Source organism: Maritalea mobilis, assembly GCF_019800885.1.
Lineage (GTDB): Bacteria > Pseudomonadota > Alphaproteobacteria > Rhodobacterales > Rhodobacteraceae > Roseibacterium > Roseibacterium beibuensis.
The window spans coordinates 485,477-502,207 of the sequence record NZ_JAHVKE010000002.1 but is presented as its reverse complement, the minus strand read 5'-3'; the positions used below and the strand labels follow the sequence as shown (position 1 = coordinate 502,207).

General features: G+C 65.5%; 16 protein-coding genes. 9 read left to right on the top strand and 7 right to left on the bottom strand.

Going from position 1 to position 16,731, the window contains the following annotated elements; genetic code table 11:
• Positions 1-1,002 carry a polyprenyl synthetase family protein gene (locus KUV65_RS11210; RefSeq protein ID WP_222190641.1) on the top strand — a complete coding sequence of 334 codons (1,002 nt, stop codon included), beginning with the start codon at positions 1-3 and terminating at the stop codon, positions 1,000-1,002.
• Between the two features lie 39 nt (positions 1,003-1,041).
• Here the strand turns inward: KUV65_RS11210 and KUV65_RS11205 are convergent, their stop codons facing one another.
• From KUV65_RS11205 to KUV65_RS11195, 3 genes are all read right to left on the bottom strand, one after another.
• Positions 1,042-1,875, bottom strand: coding sequence for a 4-(cytidine 5'-diphospho)-2-C-methyl-D-erythritol kinase (locus KUV65_RS11205; protein WP_222190639.1), 834 nt, complete (start codon positions 1,873-1,875; stop codon positions 1,042-1,044).
• Positions 1,872-3,596, bottom strand: coding sequence for a tetratricopeptide repeat protein (locus KUV65_RS11200; RefSeq protein ID WP_222190637.1), 1,725 nt, complete (start codon positions 3,594-3,596; stop codon positions 1,872-1,874). Before KUV65_RS11200 ends, KUV65_RS11205 begins: the two co-directional genes overlap by 4 nt.
• 89 nt (positions 3,597-3,685) lie before the next feature.
• On the bottom strand, positions 3,686-5,341 hold the full coding sequence (locus KUV65_RS11195; RefSeq protein WP_222190635.1) for an electron transfer flavoprotein-ubiquinone oxidoreductase: 1,656 nt from the start codon (positions 5,339-5,341) through the stop codon (positions 3,686-3,688).
• Between the two features lie 365 nt (positions 5,342-5,706).
• Here KUV65_RS11195 and KUV65_RS11190 point away from each other — a divergent pair, with 365 nt between their 5' ends.
• Positions 5,707-6,024: a DUF2834 domain-containing protein gene (locus tag KUV65_RS11190; RefSeq protein ID WP_222190634.1), complete on the top strand. Its 318-nt coding sequence runs from the start codon at positions 5,707-5,709 to the stop codon at positions 6,022-6,024.
• Here KUV65_RS11190 and KUV65_RS11185 read toward each other — a convergent pair.
• Together KUV65_RS11185 and KUV65_RS11180 are read right to left on the bottom strand one after the other, a co-directional pair.
• On the bottom strand, positions 6,021-7,049 hold the full coding sequence (locus KUV65_RS11185; protein ID WP_222190632.1) for a trans-3-hydroxy-L-proline dehydratase: 1,029 nt from the start codon (positions 7,047-7,049) through the stop codon (positions 6,021-6,023). The genes KUV65_RS11190 and KUV65_RS11185 overlap by 4 nt on opposite strands.
• A complete protein-coding gene (locus tag KUV65_RS11180; protein ID WP_308124634.1) occupies positions 7,046-8,017 on the bottom strand; it encodes a quinone oxidoreductase family protein in 972 nt (323 codons plus the stop codon). Before KUV65_RS11180 ends, KUV65_RS11185 begins: the two co-directional genes overlap by 4 nt.
• A 138-nt stretch (positions 8,018-8,155) precedes the next feature.
• Here KUV65_RS11180 and lysA point away from each other — a divergent pair, with 138 nt between their 5' ends.
• On the top strand, positions 8,156-9,421 hold the full coding sequence (lysA, locus tag KUV65_RS11175) for a diaminopimelate decarboxylase (protein WP_222190628.1): 1,266 nt from the start codon (positions 8,156-8,158) through the stop codon (positions 9,419-9,421).
• Between the two features lie 40 nt (positions 9,422-9,461).
• Positions 9,462-12,092, top strand: a complete 2,631-nt coding sequence (locus KUV65_RS11170; protein WP_222190626.1) for a TIGR02302 family protein — start codon at positions 9,462-9,464, stop codon at positions 12,090-12,092.
• 8 nt (positions 12,093-12,100) lie between these two features.
• Here the strand turns inward: KUV65_RS11170 and KUV65_RS11165 are convergent, their stop codons facing one another.
• Positions 12,101-12,931 carry a zinc-ribbon domain-containing protein gene (locus KUV65_RS11165; RefSeq protein ID WP_222190624.1) on the bottom strand — a complete coding sequence of 277 codons (831 nt, stop codon included), beginning with the start codon at positions 12,929-12,931 and terminating at the stop codon, positions 12,101-12,103.
• Between the two features lie 231 nt (positions 12,932-13,162).
• On the opposite strand from KUV65_RS11165, the gene KUV65_RS11160 reads away from it, so the two are divergent.
• Genes KUV65_RS11160 through KUV65_RS11140 form a run of 5 tightly spaced genes read left to right on the top strand, consistent with a single transcriptional unit; the run spans position 13,163 to position 16,275 of the window.
• The gene (locus tag KUV65_RS11160) at positions 13,163-13,831 is read left to right on the top strand and encodes a cell division ATP-binding protein FtsE (protein WP_222191266.1); all 669 of its coding nucleotides are present in this window, start codon (positions 13,163-13,165) and stop codon (positions 13,829-13,831) included.
• Positions 13,828-14,730: a cell division protein FtsX gene (locus KUV65_RS11155; protein ID WP_222190622.1), complete on the top strand. Its 903-nt coding sequence runs from the start codon at positions 13,828-13,830 to the stop codon at positions 14,728-14,730. The genes KUV65_RS11160 and KUV65_RS11155 overlap by 4 nt, the downstream gene beginning before the upstream one ends.
• Positions 14,727-15,455, top strand: a complete 729-nt coding sequence (locus KUV65_RS11150; protein ID WP_222190620.1) for a lysophospholipid acyltransferase family protein — start codon at positions 14,727-14,729, stop codon at positions 15,453-15,455. Before KUV65_RS11155 ends, KUV65_RS11150 begins: the two co-directional genes overlap by 4 nt.
• Positions 15,452-16,057 carry a pyridoxamine 5'-phosphate oxidase family protein gene (locus KUV65_RS11145; RefSeq protein ID WP_222190618.1) on the top strand — a complete coding sequence of 202 codons (606 nt, stop codon included), beginning with the start codon at positions 15,452-15,454 and terminating at the stop codon, positions 16,055-16,057. Before KUV65_RS11150 ends, KUV65_RS11145 begins: the two co-directional genes overlap by 4 nt.
• Complete coding sequence (locus KUV65_RS11140; RefSeq protein ID WP_222190616.1) at positions 16,051-16,275, top strand: hypothetical protein; 225 nt, start codon at positions 16,051-16,053, stop codon at positions 16,273-16,275. Before KUV65_RS11145 ends, KUV65_RS11140 begins: the two co-directional genes overlap by 7 nt.
• On the opposite strand, the gene KUV65_RS11135 is transcribed toward KUV65_RS11140, so the two are convergent.
• Positions 16,272-16,727: a CIA30 family protein gene (locus KUV65_RS11135; protein ID WP_222190614.1), complete on the bottom strand. Its 456-nt coding sequence runs from the start codon at positions 16,725-16,727 to the stop codon at positions 16,272-16,274. The two genes, KUV65_RS11140 and KUV65_RS11135, sit on opposite strands and share 4 nt — an antisense overlap.
• Positions 16,728-16,731: the final 4 nt, after the last annotated feature.

Here is a 16,731-nt window from a genome sequence, read left to right as displayed (position 1 = left end):
ATGAGCCTCGACGACGCCGCCACCAAACCGCATGAACGGATGCAGGCCGCACTGGCTGACGATCTGGCCGCCGTCGGCGACCTGATCCGCGCCCGGATGGCCTCGAAACACGCGCCGCGCATTCCCGAGGTGACGGCGCATCTGGTCGAAGCCGGTGGCAAACGCGTGCGACCGATGCTGACGCTGGCCGCCGCACGGCTCTGTGGCTACGAAGGCGATGCGCATCAGAAACTGGCCGCGACGGTGGAGTTCATCCACACCGCGACGCTGCTGCATGACGACGTGGTTGACGAAAGCGAGAAACGGCGCGGTCGCCCCACGGCGAACCTTCTGTGGGACAACAAATCGAGCGTTCTCGTCGGGGATTACCTGTTCGCCCGGTCGTTCCAGTTGATGGTCGAGACCGGAAACCTGCGGGTCCTGAACATCCTGTCCAACGCGGCCGCGACGATCGCCGAGGGCGAAGTGCTTCAGCTTACGGCCGCCATGAACCTCGCCACGACCGAAGAGATCTACCTGCAGGTGATCCGCGGCAAAACCGCGGCGCTGTTCGAGGCAGCCTGCGAGGTCGGCGGGGTGATCGCCGGCAAGGATGAAGACGTAATCAAAGCGCTCGCCACCTATGGCGACGGTCTGGGCATTGCGTTCCAGATGGCGGACGACCTCTTGGACTGGGGCGGCACCGGCGGCGAGATCGGCAAGAACACGGGCGACGATTTCCGTGAGCGCAAGCTGACGCTTCCCGTGATCCGTGCCGTGGCCCGCGCCGATGAAGACGAACGTGCCTTCTGGAAACGGACCATCGAAAAGGGCGACCAGCAGGATGGCGACCTTGAACACGCGCTGGAGTTGCTGCGCCGCCACGGCACGCTGGAAGAAACCCGTGACGTGGCCAATGCCTATGTCGCCGAGGCGAAATCCGCCCTGTCGATCCTTCCGGATCATCCCCTGCGCGAGATGATGATCGACCTCGCCGATTACGTGGTCGCGCGGCTGAACTGAGGCCGAATAATCTTCTAGAAGATTATTCGGCGAAACGGCCTACGCCGCGAGAACAGCCCCGGCGTCGACCCACCACGCGGGATGTGCCTTGCCGATCACAGCGGCGGCCATGCGCGCAGCCTCCTCATGCGCGAACAGGCCAAAGCAGGTCCCACCGGACCCGCTCATTCGGGCCATGAGGCAGCCGGGCTGCGCATTGAGATGGGCGATGACCTGTTCGATGTCAGGGACAAGCGCGCGGGCCGGCGGTTCAAGATCATTTCTTGCGCGGCACAGATACTCGACCAAAGATGCAAGATCGGTCCAATCGGGCTCTGGCAAAGGCGGATTGTCGGTGCGTTCAAGCGATTTGAAGACAGGCCCCGTCGGCACCTCGACACCGGCGTTGGCGAGAACCAGCCACAGCGGCGGGAGCGGGGGAAGCGGTTCGATCACCTCTCCGACCCCACGCATGCGGGCCGGCTTCCCGAAAAGGCACACTGGCAGGTCGGCGCCGAGCGAGAGCGTCTCTTCCGGGCTGGGGGGTGGTCTGTTCCAAAGCGAGCACAGGGCATGGATCGTGGCCGCAGCATCAGACGACCCGCCGCCGATACCACCCGCATGGGGCAAATGTTTTTCCAGCGTGATCGCCGCGCCGTCCGGCTGCCCCAACCACTCGGCCGCTTGCCAGACAAGGTTCGAGCTGTCGGTCGGCACACCGGCTGCACGCGGCCCAGTCACGGATAGGGACAGCTCCGGCGCATCGCGCACCGAAATGCGATCGTCGATATCAGCGAAGACCACCAACGAATCGAGCAGGTGATATCCATCGTCCCGCCGCCCTGTCACATGCAGCGCAAGATTGACCTTTGCGGGGGCAGCACGTTCGATCACTGGGTTTCGCCGACCGACTCTTCTTCCTGGAGAACGCGGTCGAGACCCAGATCCAGCTTGCGGCGGATGCGTTCGGCTTCCTCCGGCTCCGGATCGAAGCTGAGGGCACGTTCCCACTGAAAGCGCGCCTCGCGTTCCCGGCCGACCATCCAGTACACGTCGCCGAGATGGTCATTGATGATGGGGTCGGTCGGAAGAAGCTCCGCCGCACGCTCCATCGGTTCGACGGCTTCGTCATAGCGGCCGAGGCGGTAGAATACCCAACCAAGCGAGTCCACGATGTAACCGCTGTCAGGGCGCGCGGCGACAGCGCGTTCGATCATGTCGAGGGCTTCGTCGAGATTGCGTCGCTGTTCGACCAACGAATAGCCGAGGTAGTTCAGGACTTGCGGCTGCTCGGGGTTGAGCACGAGGGCCTGGCGCAAGTCGTCTTCTGCCGCATCCCAGTTGTCTTCGCGATGATTACAGATCCCGCGCGCGTAATAGACGAACCAGTAGCGCGGCTGCGTCGTGTCCACCAAGTCGAGCGCATCGGTATAGGCGTCGATCGCCATGCCGCATTGTTCGCCACGGCGAAGCATGTCGCCATATGCCGCCAGAACACTGGCAAGGTCGGGGCGCGCGGCTGCAAGGTCGGCGAGTACCGCCGTGGCGGCCTCGATATCCCCCATCTCCTCGATCGCCTCGGCGCGGCCCATCTGGGCTTCGACATATTGATCGGCGCCTTCGGGCACAGTCTCGAACGCTGCGGCAGCGAGGTCGTTCTGCTCCGCTTCGAACAGCAGCGTGGCCGCCAGCATCGCCGCGTCGTAATGCTCGGGGTCAATCTCGGTGGCGGCCTGCGCATAGATCAGCGGCAGGGTCGAGGGCACGTCATTGCCGAGCGCCACGGCCACGGTGAAGAAAACCTCGGCCAGTCCTTCGCTCGCATCCGTGACGAACGCGTAAGGCCCCTCGGCCCCGGCCCCGATCCGAGCCTGAAGCTCAAGCAATGCGGGGTCGGGAACGCGCTGCGTGAAGCCATCGAGCAGGTCTAGCGCATCGCCACGCCGGTCAAGTTGCACGAGGATCTCCGCGCGGGCGGCGATCACGCGCTCGGTCTGGTTGATCGGGCCGATCTGGTCTCCGGACAGGATCTCATTGGCGCGCTCGAAATCTCCGACAGCGGCTTGGGCAAGGGCGAGGTGGAGCCACCCCAACTGCGACAGGACACGGTCGTCGGCCAGCGATTGAAAGGTGCGCACGGCTTCGGTCATGTCCCCTTCACCCAGCGCGATCCAACCAGAGGCCAACCCGTCGACGAAGGGTCCGGCGCCATACCCCTCGGCCATGGCTGCGGCGGCACGCTCCATCTCGTCCAGGCGGATCCATTCGACAAAGCGAACAAGGTCGACCAGTTCCTGCCCCTGCGCATCGGCGGGCATGTCTTCGGCAAGCGCCGCGGCGCGGTCGAACCGGCCGAGCGCGGCATTGGCGAAGACCGCGTTGCCGATCAGTGTTGGATTGCCCGGGTCAGACAGCAAAGCGCGTTCGAAATACTCGGCTGCCTCGGCATGGTCCCCCGAGATGACGGCAGCGCGCGCGGCAAGGTAGGAACCGGCCAATCCGATATCCGGGCTGCGGGCGGCAGCGCCCTCTTCCTGCGCGTGGGCAGCCTGGCCGGTCAGGGCAAGGGCCGCGGCGATCAAGCCGGCGCGGGCAAGGGGGCGAAACGGGGTCATGCAAGCTCTCCTAAGGTCGTCGCAGAGGAGACTAGGCCGCCGCCCCGGCAAGGGCAATGCGCCCCGACCGGTGGCCTGCCATCCGCTCATCACATGTTCGGGTAATTCGGCCCGTCGCCGCCCTGCGGGACCGTCCAGTTGATATTCTGCGACGGGTCCTTGATATCGCAGGTCTTGCAGTGGACGCAGTTCTGGAAATTCACGACGAAGCGCGGCGCCTCGCCCTTTTCTTCGACGACCTCGTACACACCGGCCGGGCAGTAACGCTGCGCGGGCTCGGCGTATTCGGGCAGGTTCACCTTGATCGGGATCTCGGGATCCATGAGTTGCAGGTGCGAGGGCTGACTTTCCTCGTGGTTGGTCATCGAGAAGCTGACATTGGTCAGGCGATCGAAGCTGATCTTGCCGTCCGGCTTGGGATAGTCGATCGGTTTGAAGTCCTTCGCCTTGCCGGTATGGGCCGCGTCGGACTTGTGGTGCCTGAGCGTGCCAAACGGGTTCCAGCCGGTCAGGCTGCCGACCCACATGTCGATCCCGCCGAGGATGACGCCGCCGATGATGCCGTAATGCGACCAGAGGGGCTTGACGTTGCGCACCGGCTTGAGGTCGCGGGCGATCGGGCCGTCTTCGTGGATGTAGTCGTCATAGGCCGTCAACTCGTCGCCCGAGCGTCCGTCGGCGATGGCGGCCGCGGCGGCCTCGGCGGCCTCGATGCCGGACAACATGGCGTTGTGGTTGCCCTTGATGCGCGGCACGTTCACCAGGCCCACGCCGCACCCGAGGATCGCAGCCCCCGGGGCAACGGCCTTGGGCATCGACTGCCAGCCGCCTTCGGAAATGGCGCGCGCGCCATAGGCCACGCGCTTGCCGCCCCTCAACAGCTCTTCGATCATCGGGTGATGCTTGAAGCGCTGGAATTCCTGGTAGGGCGAAAGATACGGGTTCTCGTAGTTCAGGTGCACCACGAAGCCCACGTAGACCTGGTTGTTCTCGAGGTGATAGACGAAGGACCCGCCCCCGGCGTTCTTGCCCAGCGGCCAGCCCATCGTGTGCATGACATGACCCGGCTTGTGCTTCGCGGGGTCGATCTCCCAGATCTCCTTCATGCCGATGCCGAATTTCTGCGGGCATTTGCCGTTCTGAAGGCCGTATTTCCCCATGACCTCCTTGGTCAGAGAACCGCGCACGCCCTCACCCAGGAAGACGTATTTGCCGTGCAGTTCCATGCCGGGTTCGTAGCCGTCACCGGGCGTGCCATCGGGGTTCTTGCCGAATTCGCCCGCGACGACGCCTTTGACCTCGCCGTCCTCGCCGTAGACGAGTTCCGAACAGGCCATGCCCGGGAAGATCTCGACGCCCAGTTCCTCGGCCTGTTCCGCCAGCCAGCGGCAGACATTGCCCATCGAGACCACGTAGTTGCCGTGGTTGTTCATCAGGCGCGGCATGACCGAATTCGGGATGCGAATACCGCCGCCTTCGCCGAGGATGTAGAACTTGTCATCCTCGACCGGCGTGTTGAGCGGCGCGCCTTTTTCTTTCCAGTCCGGGATCAGCTGGTTCAGGCCCACCGGGTCCAGCACGGCGCCCGACAGGATATGCGCACCGACTTCCGAGCCCTTTTCCAACAGGACGACATTGAGATCGGGGTTGATCTGCTTGAGGCGGATCGCAGCGGACAGGCCAGATGGGCCGGCGCCGACGATGACCACGTCATATTCCATGCTCTCGCGTTCGATATCGGACATCCTCTTCCCCTTGGCTGTCGTCGTCAGGCCCCTTTGGCAGGGCGTTTCGCGCAATAATCTTTCGCGAAGGCGTATTGGACAGGCGCGCCCGGGTCAATCGTGACGCGGCATCACGTTGTCGCAGTGCAGCATGATATGTTGTCCCACCAACCCTGTTGATGGTCGCGACGTGTTTCTTTTGTGTCCGAGCGGCTGAATGTGTGGTGCCAATCCGCGCCCCGTCGATTCGGCAATGATTGCCTTTTTGTCTGAAACCGGTTCCGCCCATTCCCGCTGATGCGCCGGTCTTGACCTGCGGTCGTTGCGGGGGTGACCTGCGGGCTCAGACCGCTAAGTGAGTGATCGTGGCCAAGAACGGGTGATCCATGCGCTATGTCTATCTTCTTCTCGTCATCATCGGGGCGATCCTGCCCTGGACGTATTTCTACGCCTGGTTCGCGGAAAACGGCTGGTCGCTGGGGCCGATGATCGACGCCTGGTACGTCAACGACGCCACCACCGCGCTGGTTTACGACCTGACCATTGCCGCCGTGGCGCTGACCATCTGGGCGTTGGTAGAGGCCTTTACCAAGAAGGACTGGGTGTTCCTGCTCGTCATCCCCGCGACCTATGGTATCGGCGTGAGTTGCGGCTTGCCGCTAGCCCTGTTCCTCAAGGCGCGCCCGGGCCGCGTGGCGGCCTAAGCCCCCGGCCAGGTGTCGGAGAGGCGATACCCCAGCGGGAACGGGTCGGACGGGTCAAGCATGTGCTGATGCGTGCCGGTGATCCAGGCCTGTCCGGAGATCTCGGGCCGGATGGCCGAGCGCATGCCAACATGCGTTTCACCGAGGATCCGCCCCTCGAATTCGGTGTCGAGGATCGAAACGCCGGTCAGACGATCGCCGACGCCCATCTGCCCCTTGGCGTGAAGAACCGCCATGCGCGCCGAGACCGCCGTGCCAGTCGGCGAGCGGTCAATCTTGCCGGGGCGGATGGCCACGACCGACCGGGCGCGCAGCCCGTCTGGGGCTTTTTCCAGGTCTCCAGCGAACAGGCAGAAGGAATGATGCCCCCAATCGGGCCTGTCGGGGTGGTCAAACCGAAACGCCGCGTCGGCGGCAGTCGTGATCCGCACACCCAATTCGGCAAGCGCGCGGGCGTTTCCGGGGACAAGATCCAGCCCGATATCGGCGGCATTGACGATGACGAAACTGTCACCCCCGAAGGCCGTGTCGACGCGTAGCGGCCCTACCCCCGGCACATCGATGCGCGCGTCCAGTTCCACCGCGAAACTTGGCAGGTTCTCGACCGCCACACGGGTGACCTTGCCATTCTCACAGGTGGCGCGGACATGAACCAGCCCGCCGGGGGCCTCCAGCGTCAGGTCCGTCACCGGCTCCTGCATCGCGACGATCCCGGTTTCCAAAAGGACAGTCGCCACGCAGATGGAGTTGGACCCCGACATCGGAGGCGTATCGGCGGGCTCCATGATGATGAACCCCGCATCCGCGCGCGGGTCCTTCGGCGGCACCAGAAGGTTCACGTGGCGAAAGACGCCACCGCGCGGCTCGTTCAGCATCAACGCCCGCAGGGTGCCGTCCTCGGCGATCCAGCGGCGCTGCTCCCAAAGCGTATCGCCCGGCGGCGGGGCGACGCCGCCGGTGATGACGTCGCCGACCTCGCCCGCCGCATGGGCCGAGACAGTGTGAATGACGCGGGTCGTCCTCACAGGGTCAGGATTGTCGACCCGGTGGTCTTGCGCGCCTCGAGCGCGCGATGCGCCTCGGCCACGTCCTCCAGCGGGAAACGCTGGTCGATGCGGATCTGCACATCACCCGCCTCGACCTTTTCGAACAGGTCGCGCGCCATCTGCTGGCAGGTCTCGTGATCGGCGATATGGGTAAACAGCGTCGGCCGCGTGATCTTGAGGGATCCCTTGGCCCCCAGCGTGGCAACGGCAAAGGGCGGCACCGGACCGGACGCATTGCCGAAGGAAATCATGAAGCCCAAGGGGCGCAAGCTGTCGAGGGACCCCTCGAACGTGTCGGCGCCCACGGCATCCATCACGACGTCCACGCCCTTGCCATCGGTCAGTTCCTTGACCCGGGCGACCCAATCCTCGTCGCGGTAATTGATGCAGGCATCGGCCCCATGGTCGAGCGCCAACTGGCACTTGGCATCGGTGCCTGCGGTCCCGATCAGGCGGATGCCGTCCGACTTGGCCCATTGGCAGGCAATCAGCCCCACGCCCCCGGCAGCGGCGTGAAACAGCACGGTGTCGCCCGCCGCGATCGGGGTCGTGCGCCGGAACAGGTATTGAACTGTCAGCCCCTTCAGCATCATCGCCGCGCCTTCTTCGAAACTGATGGCATCCGGCAACGGGCAGACCTGGGCCGCAGGCATCACGCGTTCGGCGGTGTAGGCCCCCGGGGGTTGGGCCGCATAGGCGGCGCGATCGCCGACCTTGAGATGCGTCACGCCCTCGCCCACCGCTTCGATCACGCCCGAGGCCTCCATCCCCAACGCATGGGGCAGTTCCATGGGATAAAGGCCAGAGCGCTGGTAGCAATCGATGAAGTTCAGGCCCACCGCCTTGTGGCGGATGCGAATTTCGCCCGGGCCGGGGTCCCCGACCTCGAGATCGACGATCTTGAATTTTTCCGGGCCGCCATGGGCCTCGATGATCGCGGTTTTCACAATGGTCTTCCCCTCTGCTGGTGTTGCGCCAAGGTTAGCCGGGACGCGGGCGCCGTCCAGCCTATTTGATTGTGCTGCGCAGGATGGTATGCGGCCTCGCGCGGACAGGTTGCGCCCAGGCGCCAAAAGGTCGGACCCATGGATCACTTTCTTTATCGCGACGGCACATTGCATGCCGAGGATGTGCCGATCCGCGAGATCGCGGCGACGGTCGGCACGCCGTTCTACGTCTATTCCTGCGCAACCCTGACCCGCCATTACCGCCTGTTCGAAGAAGCGCTGGATGGTCTGGATCATCTCGTGTGCTTCGCCGTGAAATCCAATGGCAACCAGGCGGTGCTGACACACCTCGCCAGCCTTGGGGCCGGGATGGATGTTGTCTCGGGCGGGGAATACCTGCGCGCGAAAGCGGCCGGCGTGCCGGGTGAGCGGATCGTTTTCTCCGGCGTCGGCAAGACCGAGGACGAAATGCGGTTGGCGCTGGACGGCGGCATCCGGCAGTTCAACCTCGAAAGCGAGCCCGAAATGCGCCGCCTGTCCCGCGTCGCGGTCGAGATGGGCAAGGTCGCGCCCGTCACGATCCGGGTGAACCCGGACGTGGATGCCCGCACGCATGAAAAGATCGCCACCGGCAAATCCGAGAACAAGTTCGGCATCCCCATCGCCCGCGCCCGAGAGGTCTATGCCGAGGCGGCCGCCCTGCCCGGGCTGGAGGTGATCGGCATCGACGTCCATATCGGCAGCCAGTTGACCGACCTCGAACCCTTCGAGATCGCATATGAAAAAGTGGCCGAGTTGACCCGGACCCTGCGCGCCGATGGCCATGACATCCGGCGCCTGGACCTTGGTGGCGGCCTCGGCATCCCCTACGAGCGGTCGAACAGCGCGCCGCCCCTGCCCATCGAATACGGCGACGTCATCAAGCGCACCGTCGGCGACCTCGGCGTCGAGGTCGAGATCGAGCCGGGGCGCCTGATCTCGGGCAACGCGGGCCTGCTGGTGGCGGGCGTGATCTACGTCAAGGAAGGGGAGGGGCGCGATTTCCTCATCCTCGACGCTGCGATGAACGACCTGATCCGCCCTGCCATGTATGGCGCTTGGCACGATATCGTGCCGGTCGAAGAGCCTGCGGCAGGCGTGGAACAGCGCCCCTTCGACGTGGTCGGCCCGGTCTGCGAGAGCGGTGACACCTTCGCCAAGCAACGCCACCTGCCCCCCATGGCCGAGGGCGATCTGGTGGCCTTCCGCTCGGCCGGGGCCTACGGAGCGGTCATGTCCTCGGAATACAACACGCGCCCCCTGATCCCCGAGGTCCTGGTGAAGGATGATCACTTCGCTGTCATCCGGGCGCGTCCGACATTTGACGAGATCATCAAACGCGATACTGTTCCCGAGTGGCTATGAGGCCCGGCAGACGGGGCGATCCCGCCCCGAAAGGGAATTCGTGACCGAAGACACCACCCCGAGAGAGGCAGCCCTGCAGCGCCTGATCTGGCCCCTTCGCCTGACGCGACTGGGGATGGTGGCCGAACGTGCGACGCGGGCCTTCTGGCCGCTCTGGTCACTCCTGTTTCTGACCGTCGCAGGCTTTGCCTTCGGCCTCGCCACGGCCCTGACACAGATGCAGCTTTGGGCCGTGATCGGCCTCTTGGCTGTCGGCCTCATCTGGGCGGTCCTCCATGGCCTGCGCCGGTTCCGCATGCCGAGCCGCAGCGAAGCGCTGGAGCGGCTGGACGCGACCATGCCGGGGCGGCCGATCACGGCGCTGATGGACCACCCCGCCGTGGGCGCGAACGACCCGGCCAGCCAATCGGTCTGGGCCGCGCATGTGGCGCGCATGGCCGAACGCGCCAGCCACGCCCACGCCCCGCAACCCGATCTGCGCCTGTCTGACCGCGACCCCTATGCCCTGCGTTACATGGCGGCGACGGCGCTTGCGATGGCCCTGCTGTTCGGCACGCTCGGGCGCGTGTCCGAGCTCGGCGAAGCGGTTGTGCTTGGACCTGGCGCAGCCTCTGCCAGCGGGCCGTCCTGGGAGGGCTGGGTGGAGCCGCCGATCTACACCGGGCTGCCTTCCCTTTACCTCGCCGATATCACCGCCGCGAGGTTCGAGGCGCCCGCCGGGTCGCGCATCAGCCTGCGTTTCTATGGCGACCCCGGCGAGATCACGGTTGAGACAAATATTGGCGACCTGCCCCCGGCCGGCGATCAGCCCTCCCTGTCGCGCAATGTGACGCTGGCCCGCTCGGGCAGCCTGTCGATCTACGGCCCCTCGGGCGCGCGCAGTTGGGATATTTCGATGCTGGCCGATGCCCCTCCGTCAGTCGCGTTGGAGGGCGAGGTGGAACCGGGTCCCCCGGGCCAGATGCAGTTGAGCTACACCGCGTCCGATGATTACGGGGTCGTTTCGGGCACCGCCACCCTGCGCCTGGACGCCGAGGCAGCCGACCGCCGCTATGGTTTGCGCATCGATCCCGAACCGCGCGAGCCGCTGGTGCTTGACCTGCCGATGCCGTTTCGCGGCGGGCGCGAGGACTTTACAGAGGTGATGGTCGAAGACCTGTCCGAGCATCCCTTCGCCAACCTGCCCGTCAGCCTGACTCTGACCGTCACCGATGATGCGGGCCAGATCGGGACGGTCAGCTATAACGTGCCGCGCCTGCCCGGCCGCCGCTTTTTCGACCCGCTGGCAAACGCGATCATCGAGATGCGCCGCGATATCCTTTGGAACCGCGAAAATGCAGAACGCGCAGCGGATCTGTTGCGCGCCATCACCTTCCACCCCGAGGACGACCTCGACGAGGGCGTTTACCTGCAACTGCGCACCGCAATCCGTCGGCTGGAATCGGGCATCGACTCGATCAGCGCCGAGACCCGCGACCAAGTGGCGGACATCCTCTGGAACGCCGCGCTTGAGCTGGAAGACGGCGATCTGGACGATGCTTTGGAACGACTTCGGCGCGCGCAGGAGCGTCTGTCCGAGGCCATGCGACAGGGCGCCAGCGACGAGGAAATCGCGCAGCTGATGCAGGAACTGCGCGAGGCCATGAACGACTACATGCAGCAACTGGCCGAGAATGCCGAACCGAGTGACGGCACTGACCAGCCCGACCAAGGCGAGCGCATGGAAATGTCCATGGCGGACCTCGACGAAATGCTGCGCCGGATCGAAGAGCTGATGCAGGAAGGCCGCACCGCCGAGGCGCAGGAAATGCTCAATGCGCTCCAGCAGATGCTGGAAAACATGGAAATCACGCAAGGCGAGGGCGGGGACGGGCCGCAAACTCCCGGCCAGCAGGCGATGGAGGGGCTTCAGGACACGCTGCGCGAACAGCAGGAACTCTCGGACGACAGTTTCAGCGAATTGCAGGAGCAGTTCGGCGGCCAGCCCCAAGGCCAACCGCAACCGGGGCAACAACCCGGCCAGCAGGGCCAGCAGCCCGGTCAGCAACAGCCCGGGCAACAAGGTCAGCAACCCGGCCAACAGCCGGGGCAGCCAGGCCAGCAACCGGGCCAGCAACAGGACGGGCAGATGCCCGGTGATCAGCAAGGCGCGGGCCAGGGCGGCGAGAATGACGGCATGACCTTGGCCGAACGGCAAGAGGCGCTGCGCCGGCAATTGGAGGAACAGGCCCGTCGCCTGCCCGGCACCGGCAGCGAAGCTGGCGACGAGGCGCTGCGCCAGTTGGACGAGGCGGGCCGCGCGATGGACGAAGCCGCCGAAGCCCTGGAAAACGGCGACATCGCCGGGGCGCTCGACCTGCAATCCGAGGCGATGGAAGGCCTGCGCGAAGGAATGACGGAACTGGGCCGCGCCTTGGCGCAGGACGAAGGGCGTGAGGCGGGCCAGGGGCAAGCCGAAGGATCCATGGCGCCCGACCGCCCGCTGCAAGACCCGTTGGGGCGTCAGGCCGGAAACTCGGGCTCGATGGGATCGGACGAGGACATGGAAACGCGCGAGGAGCTTTACCGGCGGTCACGCGAGTTGCTGGACGAGTTGCGTCGTCGGTCCTCGGAACAGGAACGTCCCCAGATCGAACTCGACTACCTGCGCCGACTTCTCGACCAGTTCTAAGGCTTGGCTTACTCGGCGGTCTCGTCGGTCCCGACCAGATCGCGCGCGGTCTGATCCAGGGTGAAGCGGGCCGTGTCGATCAAGCCGACATACCGCTCGATCACCGGTTCGGCAGCGGGAAGCCAGCCGATCGCACGCTCGTGATTGACGTAAAGCCATGCCAGCATGGCGGCGACCATCACCGTCAGGCCAAACCCGATCCGAACGCCCTGGCGACGGCGGAACGAGGCATCGACCGTCTCAATGTCGCTTGCATCCTCCTCGGTGGCGGCCCTGTCCCCGGTGGCGCGAAGGGTGGAATTGATCTCCTCGATATCCGGGAGGAGATCGCGGCGCGCCCCGTCGGTTTGGCTGTCCCGGCCCGATGCTGGGGTTTCGAAGGCCTCCTGCGCATTTTCGAGGTCCGCGTCGTGACCCGGCCGGCGCGCGCGCGCTGCATCCTCGGGTTGATCGAGCGGCATTTCCGATTGGGTCTCTACCGGGTCCGGCTCGCCCCGGCGCAACCGCGCCTCACGATCGGCTTCCTGCCGCAGGATATCGCGCACGGCGGGATCGATCGACCGACGCTCCCGCACGGCGGGCGTCTCTTCACCTGTCTCGGGGTCCGGGGCCGCTGTCTCGTCTGCGGGCGCTTCGGACGCATCGGCCTGTTCGGGGATGTCTTGGGGTGGCCGGGGCGCCTCGGGCTCCGGCTCAGGCATGGGCTCGACGGCGGGTCTGCGACCGGGTTGGAACCAGGTGGTCGCGCAATTGGAGCACTGCACATCCCGACCCTCGGCCGGGATCAGGCTGTCATCCACCTCGTATCGGGCGCCGCAATTCGGGCACGTCAACCGCATGAGACCCAGGTCCTCCGTCGGGGTTTCGGGGCATCGGCACGCGCCCTGCAACCCGCGCTGTTGATAACTTGTAGCAACGCCCCCCAAGCTTTCCAAGCATCGCTTTTCCCGTGGATTTTTCGCGTTGCAGCTTCGCCGCGCAGACTTGCGACCCAGCCGCCGATTGCAACAGGGGCGCATCCGTTGCAAGACAACACCAAGAACAGGTGCGAGGGTTCAGACGTGATCGTGATGGAGGAGGCCGCCTATGGCTACGGGACCGAGCCCTTGCTGGCCGACCTGTCGCTGCAACTCCAGCCCGGATCGTTTCATTTCCTGACCGGCCCATCCGGGGCGGGAAAGACCACCTTTCTCAAGCTGTGCTATGCCGAATTGCTGCCAACGGCGGGGCGTATCCAACTCCTCGGCGTGGACGCCGCCGCGCTGGACCGCGACGGGGTGGCCGACTTGCGCCGACGGATCGGCGTTGTGCATCAGGATTGCCAGTTTCTCGACCATCTGCCGACCTCCGAGAACATCGCGCTGCCCTTGACCGTATCGGGCCGCGCGACGCCGGATCAGGCCGCCAACCTGTCCGAACTGGTCAGCTGGGTCGGTCTGAAATCGCGCGCACATGCCCTGCCCCCGGAATTGTCGGGGGGCGAGAGGCAGCGCGCGGCGCTGGCCCGGGCGATCATCATGGACCCGGATGTCATCTTGGCGGATGAGCCTACGGGCAACGTGGACTGGGACATGTCGCTGCGGCTGTTGCAGCTGCTGGTGGAACTGAACCGCATGGGCAAGACGGTGGTGATCGCGACCCATGACCTCGCCTTGATCCGGGCCGCCAAAAGCCAGGTCCAGGCGCGCGTGCTGCGCATTCAGGGTGGGCATGTGACGGTCGCGGGGGCGGATCTGTGACCGCGCTCGGCGATATCCTGGCCCTTCTCGAGGGCGACGCGCAGGCCGACCGGGTGGTGCCGCGCACGGGTCAGGCCGCGCGCCTGTCGCTCGCCACCTCGGCGGCGATGGCCTTTCTCGCCGTCTTCGCGATGGCGCTGTCCATGGCGTCGGGCCGTTTGGCCGACCGCTGGTCGGACGCCTTGGCGCGCAGCTCGACCATTCGGATCTCGGCCCCCGCAGCCGAATTGGAAGCACAGACCTGGGCGGTCCTCACGGTGCTGGAACAGACCCCCGGGGTCGAGTCGGCCCGCGCCCTGACAGACGAGGAACAACAGGCCCTGCTGGAGCCATGGTTTGGCCCCGAACTTCCAGTGGACGATCTGCCGATCCCGCGCTTGATCGAGGTCAGCGAAACCGCCGAAGGCTATGACGGCGACGGGCTGCGCCAACGTCTGGCCGCCGAGGCGCCGGGCGCCGTGCTGGACGATCACACGCGCTGGCGCCGCCCGCTGGTCGAAGCCGCCGGACGCCTGCGGCTGCTCGGCTGGGTTTCTCTGGTGCTGATCCTCGGCGCGACGGGGGCCATGGTCACGCTGGCCGCGCAATCGGCCCTCGCCGCGAACGAGCAGGTCATTCGCGTGACCCGGCTGGTGGGCGCGCGCGATTCCTACATCGCGCGCGCCTTCGTGCGTCGCTTCACCTTGCGCGCGCTGACGGGGGCGTCGGCGGGAACAGCGCTCGGCATGGTCGCCGTTTTGCTGCTACCGGGCGCAGGCGACAGCGACAGCTTCCTGACCGGCCTCGGTTTCGCGGGGTCGCAATGGCTGTGGCCCTTGGTCATTCCGGTCCTTGCGGCCATCACCGCCTTTATCGCGACACGCGTCGCGGCCTTGCGCACCTTGAGAGGCCTGCAATGATCCAGTGGCTTCGATCCCTGATTTTCATCATCCAGATGTACGGCGCCATGCCCATCATCGCGATCATCTACCTGCCTTGGGCGATGGTCAGCCGCGCCGGTGCGCACGCTGCCTGCCACGCTTATTGCAAATGGGTGATCTGGACGGCGCGATGGATGGTGAATCTGCGATCGGAGGTGCGAGGCACACCACCGACAGACGAGGTTCTGATCGCCGCCAAGCACCAGTCGTTCCTTGACATCATCCTGATCTACAACGCCATTCCGCGCGGCAAGTTCATCATGAAGCGCGAATTGATGTATGCTCCGATCCTTGGGCAATACGCCCTGCGGATCGGCTGTGTTCCGGTCAACCGGGGCAAGCGGGCACAGGCCATCCAGCAGATGATGGCGGGCGTTCAATCCGGCAGGCAGGAACCGGGGCAGTTGATCATCTATCCCCAAGGCACCCGCGTCGCCCCCGGCGTGGATGTTCCTTACAAGATCGGCAGCGGGGTCCTCTACCGCGAGTTGGGGCAGCCCTGCGTGCCGGTCGCCACCAACGTAGGCGTCTTCTGGCCCCGCCACGGCATCCTGCGCAAACCGGGACTGGCGGTGGTGGAGTTCCTTCCACGGATCGAGCCGGGCCTGCCGACCAATGACTTCATGGCCCGCTTGACGCACGAGGTCGAAACGGCCTCGGACGCGCTGATGGCGGAGGCCGGATTCCGGAAGAGGTCAGAATGAAATTCATTGAGACGCTTCGAGATCTCGAAACCGTCTACGATGCCGAGATCGTACCCGCCGCACTGACCAAGGTCGCCGACCACCTGACGCCGCTCTATCGCACATGGGTCGAGGCCGCGCGGTTTTGCATCCTGACAACCGTTGGACCGGAGGGCACCGATGGCAGCCCCCGAGGCGATGACGGCCCGGTGGTGCGCGTGTTGGATGCCCGCACCCTCGCCCTGCCCGACTGGCGCGGAAACAACCGGATCGACAGCCTGCGCAACATCGTGCGCGATGGGCGCGTCAGCCTCATGTTCATGGTGCCCGGGTCGAACAATGTCGTCCGGGTGAATGGCACCGCCCGGCTGACCGCCGACCCCGAGATGACCGAACGTTTCGAACAGCGCGGCAAGCATCCCCGAAGCGTGATCATCGTCGAGATCGGGGAGGTCTATTACCAATGCGCCAAGGCCCTGATGCGCTCGGGCTTGTGGGTGCGGGGGGACGAAAGCGCGCGTGTTCCCACCGCCGGCCAGATGAACCGCGAGATGGACGCAGGCTTTGATGCCGAAACCTACGACCGGACCTATCCGGACCGTGCGAAAGGGCGCATGTGGTAGCCCGCGTCCTGAGCCTTTTCTTTTTCGCGGCAGGCGCGATCTTCCTGCTGCTTCTGGCCGTGCTCGCGGGCTACTCCCTGACCGGTAATATGTATGAATGTGGCAATGGGGGCGGGTTCTGCCGCGACGGGCTGAGCGCGCTCTATATCGGGTTGATCCTGCTGACCGCTGCGGTCGCCAGCTTCACCATCGGCGCATGGATCAAGGGCGCGGGCTAGGCCGCGCCGATCTCGCTCAGGGACACATCCGCCTCGTGGTCGCGGCCATACGCGACGAGGCCAATCGAGCGCACCTCTTCCGGGGCGATGCGCGCCCGCATGAGCCGGCCTGACGGCGCAAAATCGACAAGGGGCAGTGTCACGTCCGACCAGTCCGAGCCGGCCACGAAGCCCGCCTGATAGTATTGCCAAGGGAGCCGCGTGCGCGTCGTGCGCAGGTGAATGAAATAGCGTTCGCCGTTGCCACGCACCCGAAGGCGCAGAGCGGTCGTTCCGGGCGACAACCCTTCGGGCAGCGCCGTCCGCGTCTGGATGAAACCGCCCCGATTCTCAGTGGAAACCGTTCCGGTCAGGCGGATTGCCCCGCCTTCGAGCCGGGCTTGGCCCTGCGAAACACCGCCCATGACGGTGTCGGCGAGGTAGGACCAGTCGAGATCTGTGACAGGTGTCATGGCT

Coding starts and splice junctions, on each gene's coding strand:
- KUV65_RS11210 (WP_222190641.1), top strand. CDS start 1: ATGAGCCTCGACGACGCCGCCACCAAACCGCATGAACGGATGCAGGCC.
- KUV65_RS11200 (WP_222190637.1), bottom strand. CDS start 3,596: ATGACCCCGTTTCGCCCCCTTGCCCGCGCCGGCTTGATCGCCGCGGCC.
- KUV65_RS11195 (WP_222190635.1), bottom strand. CDS start 5,341: ATGTCCGATATCGAACGCGAGAGCATGGAATATGACGTGGTCATCGTC.
- KUV65_RS11190 (WP_222190634.1), top strand. CDS start 5,707: ATGCGCTATGTCTATCTTCTTCTCGTCATCATCGGGGCGATCCTGCCC.
- lysA (WP_222190628.1), top strand. CDS start 8,156: ATGGATCACTTTCTTTATCGCGACGGCACATTGCATGCCGAGGATGTG.
- KUV65_RS11165 (WP_222190624.1), bottom strand. CDS start 12,931: ATGCGGTTGACGTGCCCGAATTGCGGCGCCCGATACGAGGTGGATGAC.
- KUV65_RS11160 (WP_222191266.1), top strand. CDS start 13,163: ATGGAGGAGGCCGCCTATGGCTACGGGACCGAGCCCTTGCTGGCCGAC.
- KUV65_RS11150 (WP_222190620.1), top strand. CDS start 14,727: ATGATCCAGTGGCTTCGATCCCTGATTTTCATCATCCAGATGTACGGC.
- KUV65_RS11145 (WP_222190618.1), top strand. CDS start 15,452: ATGAAATTCATTGAGACGCTTCGAGATCTCGAAACCGTCTACGATGCC.
- KUV65_RS11135 (WP_222190614.1), bottom strand. CDS start 16,727: ATGACACCTGTCACAGATCTCGACTGGTCCTACCTCGCCGACACCGTC.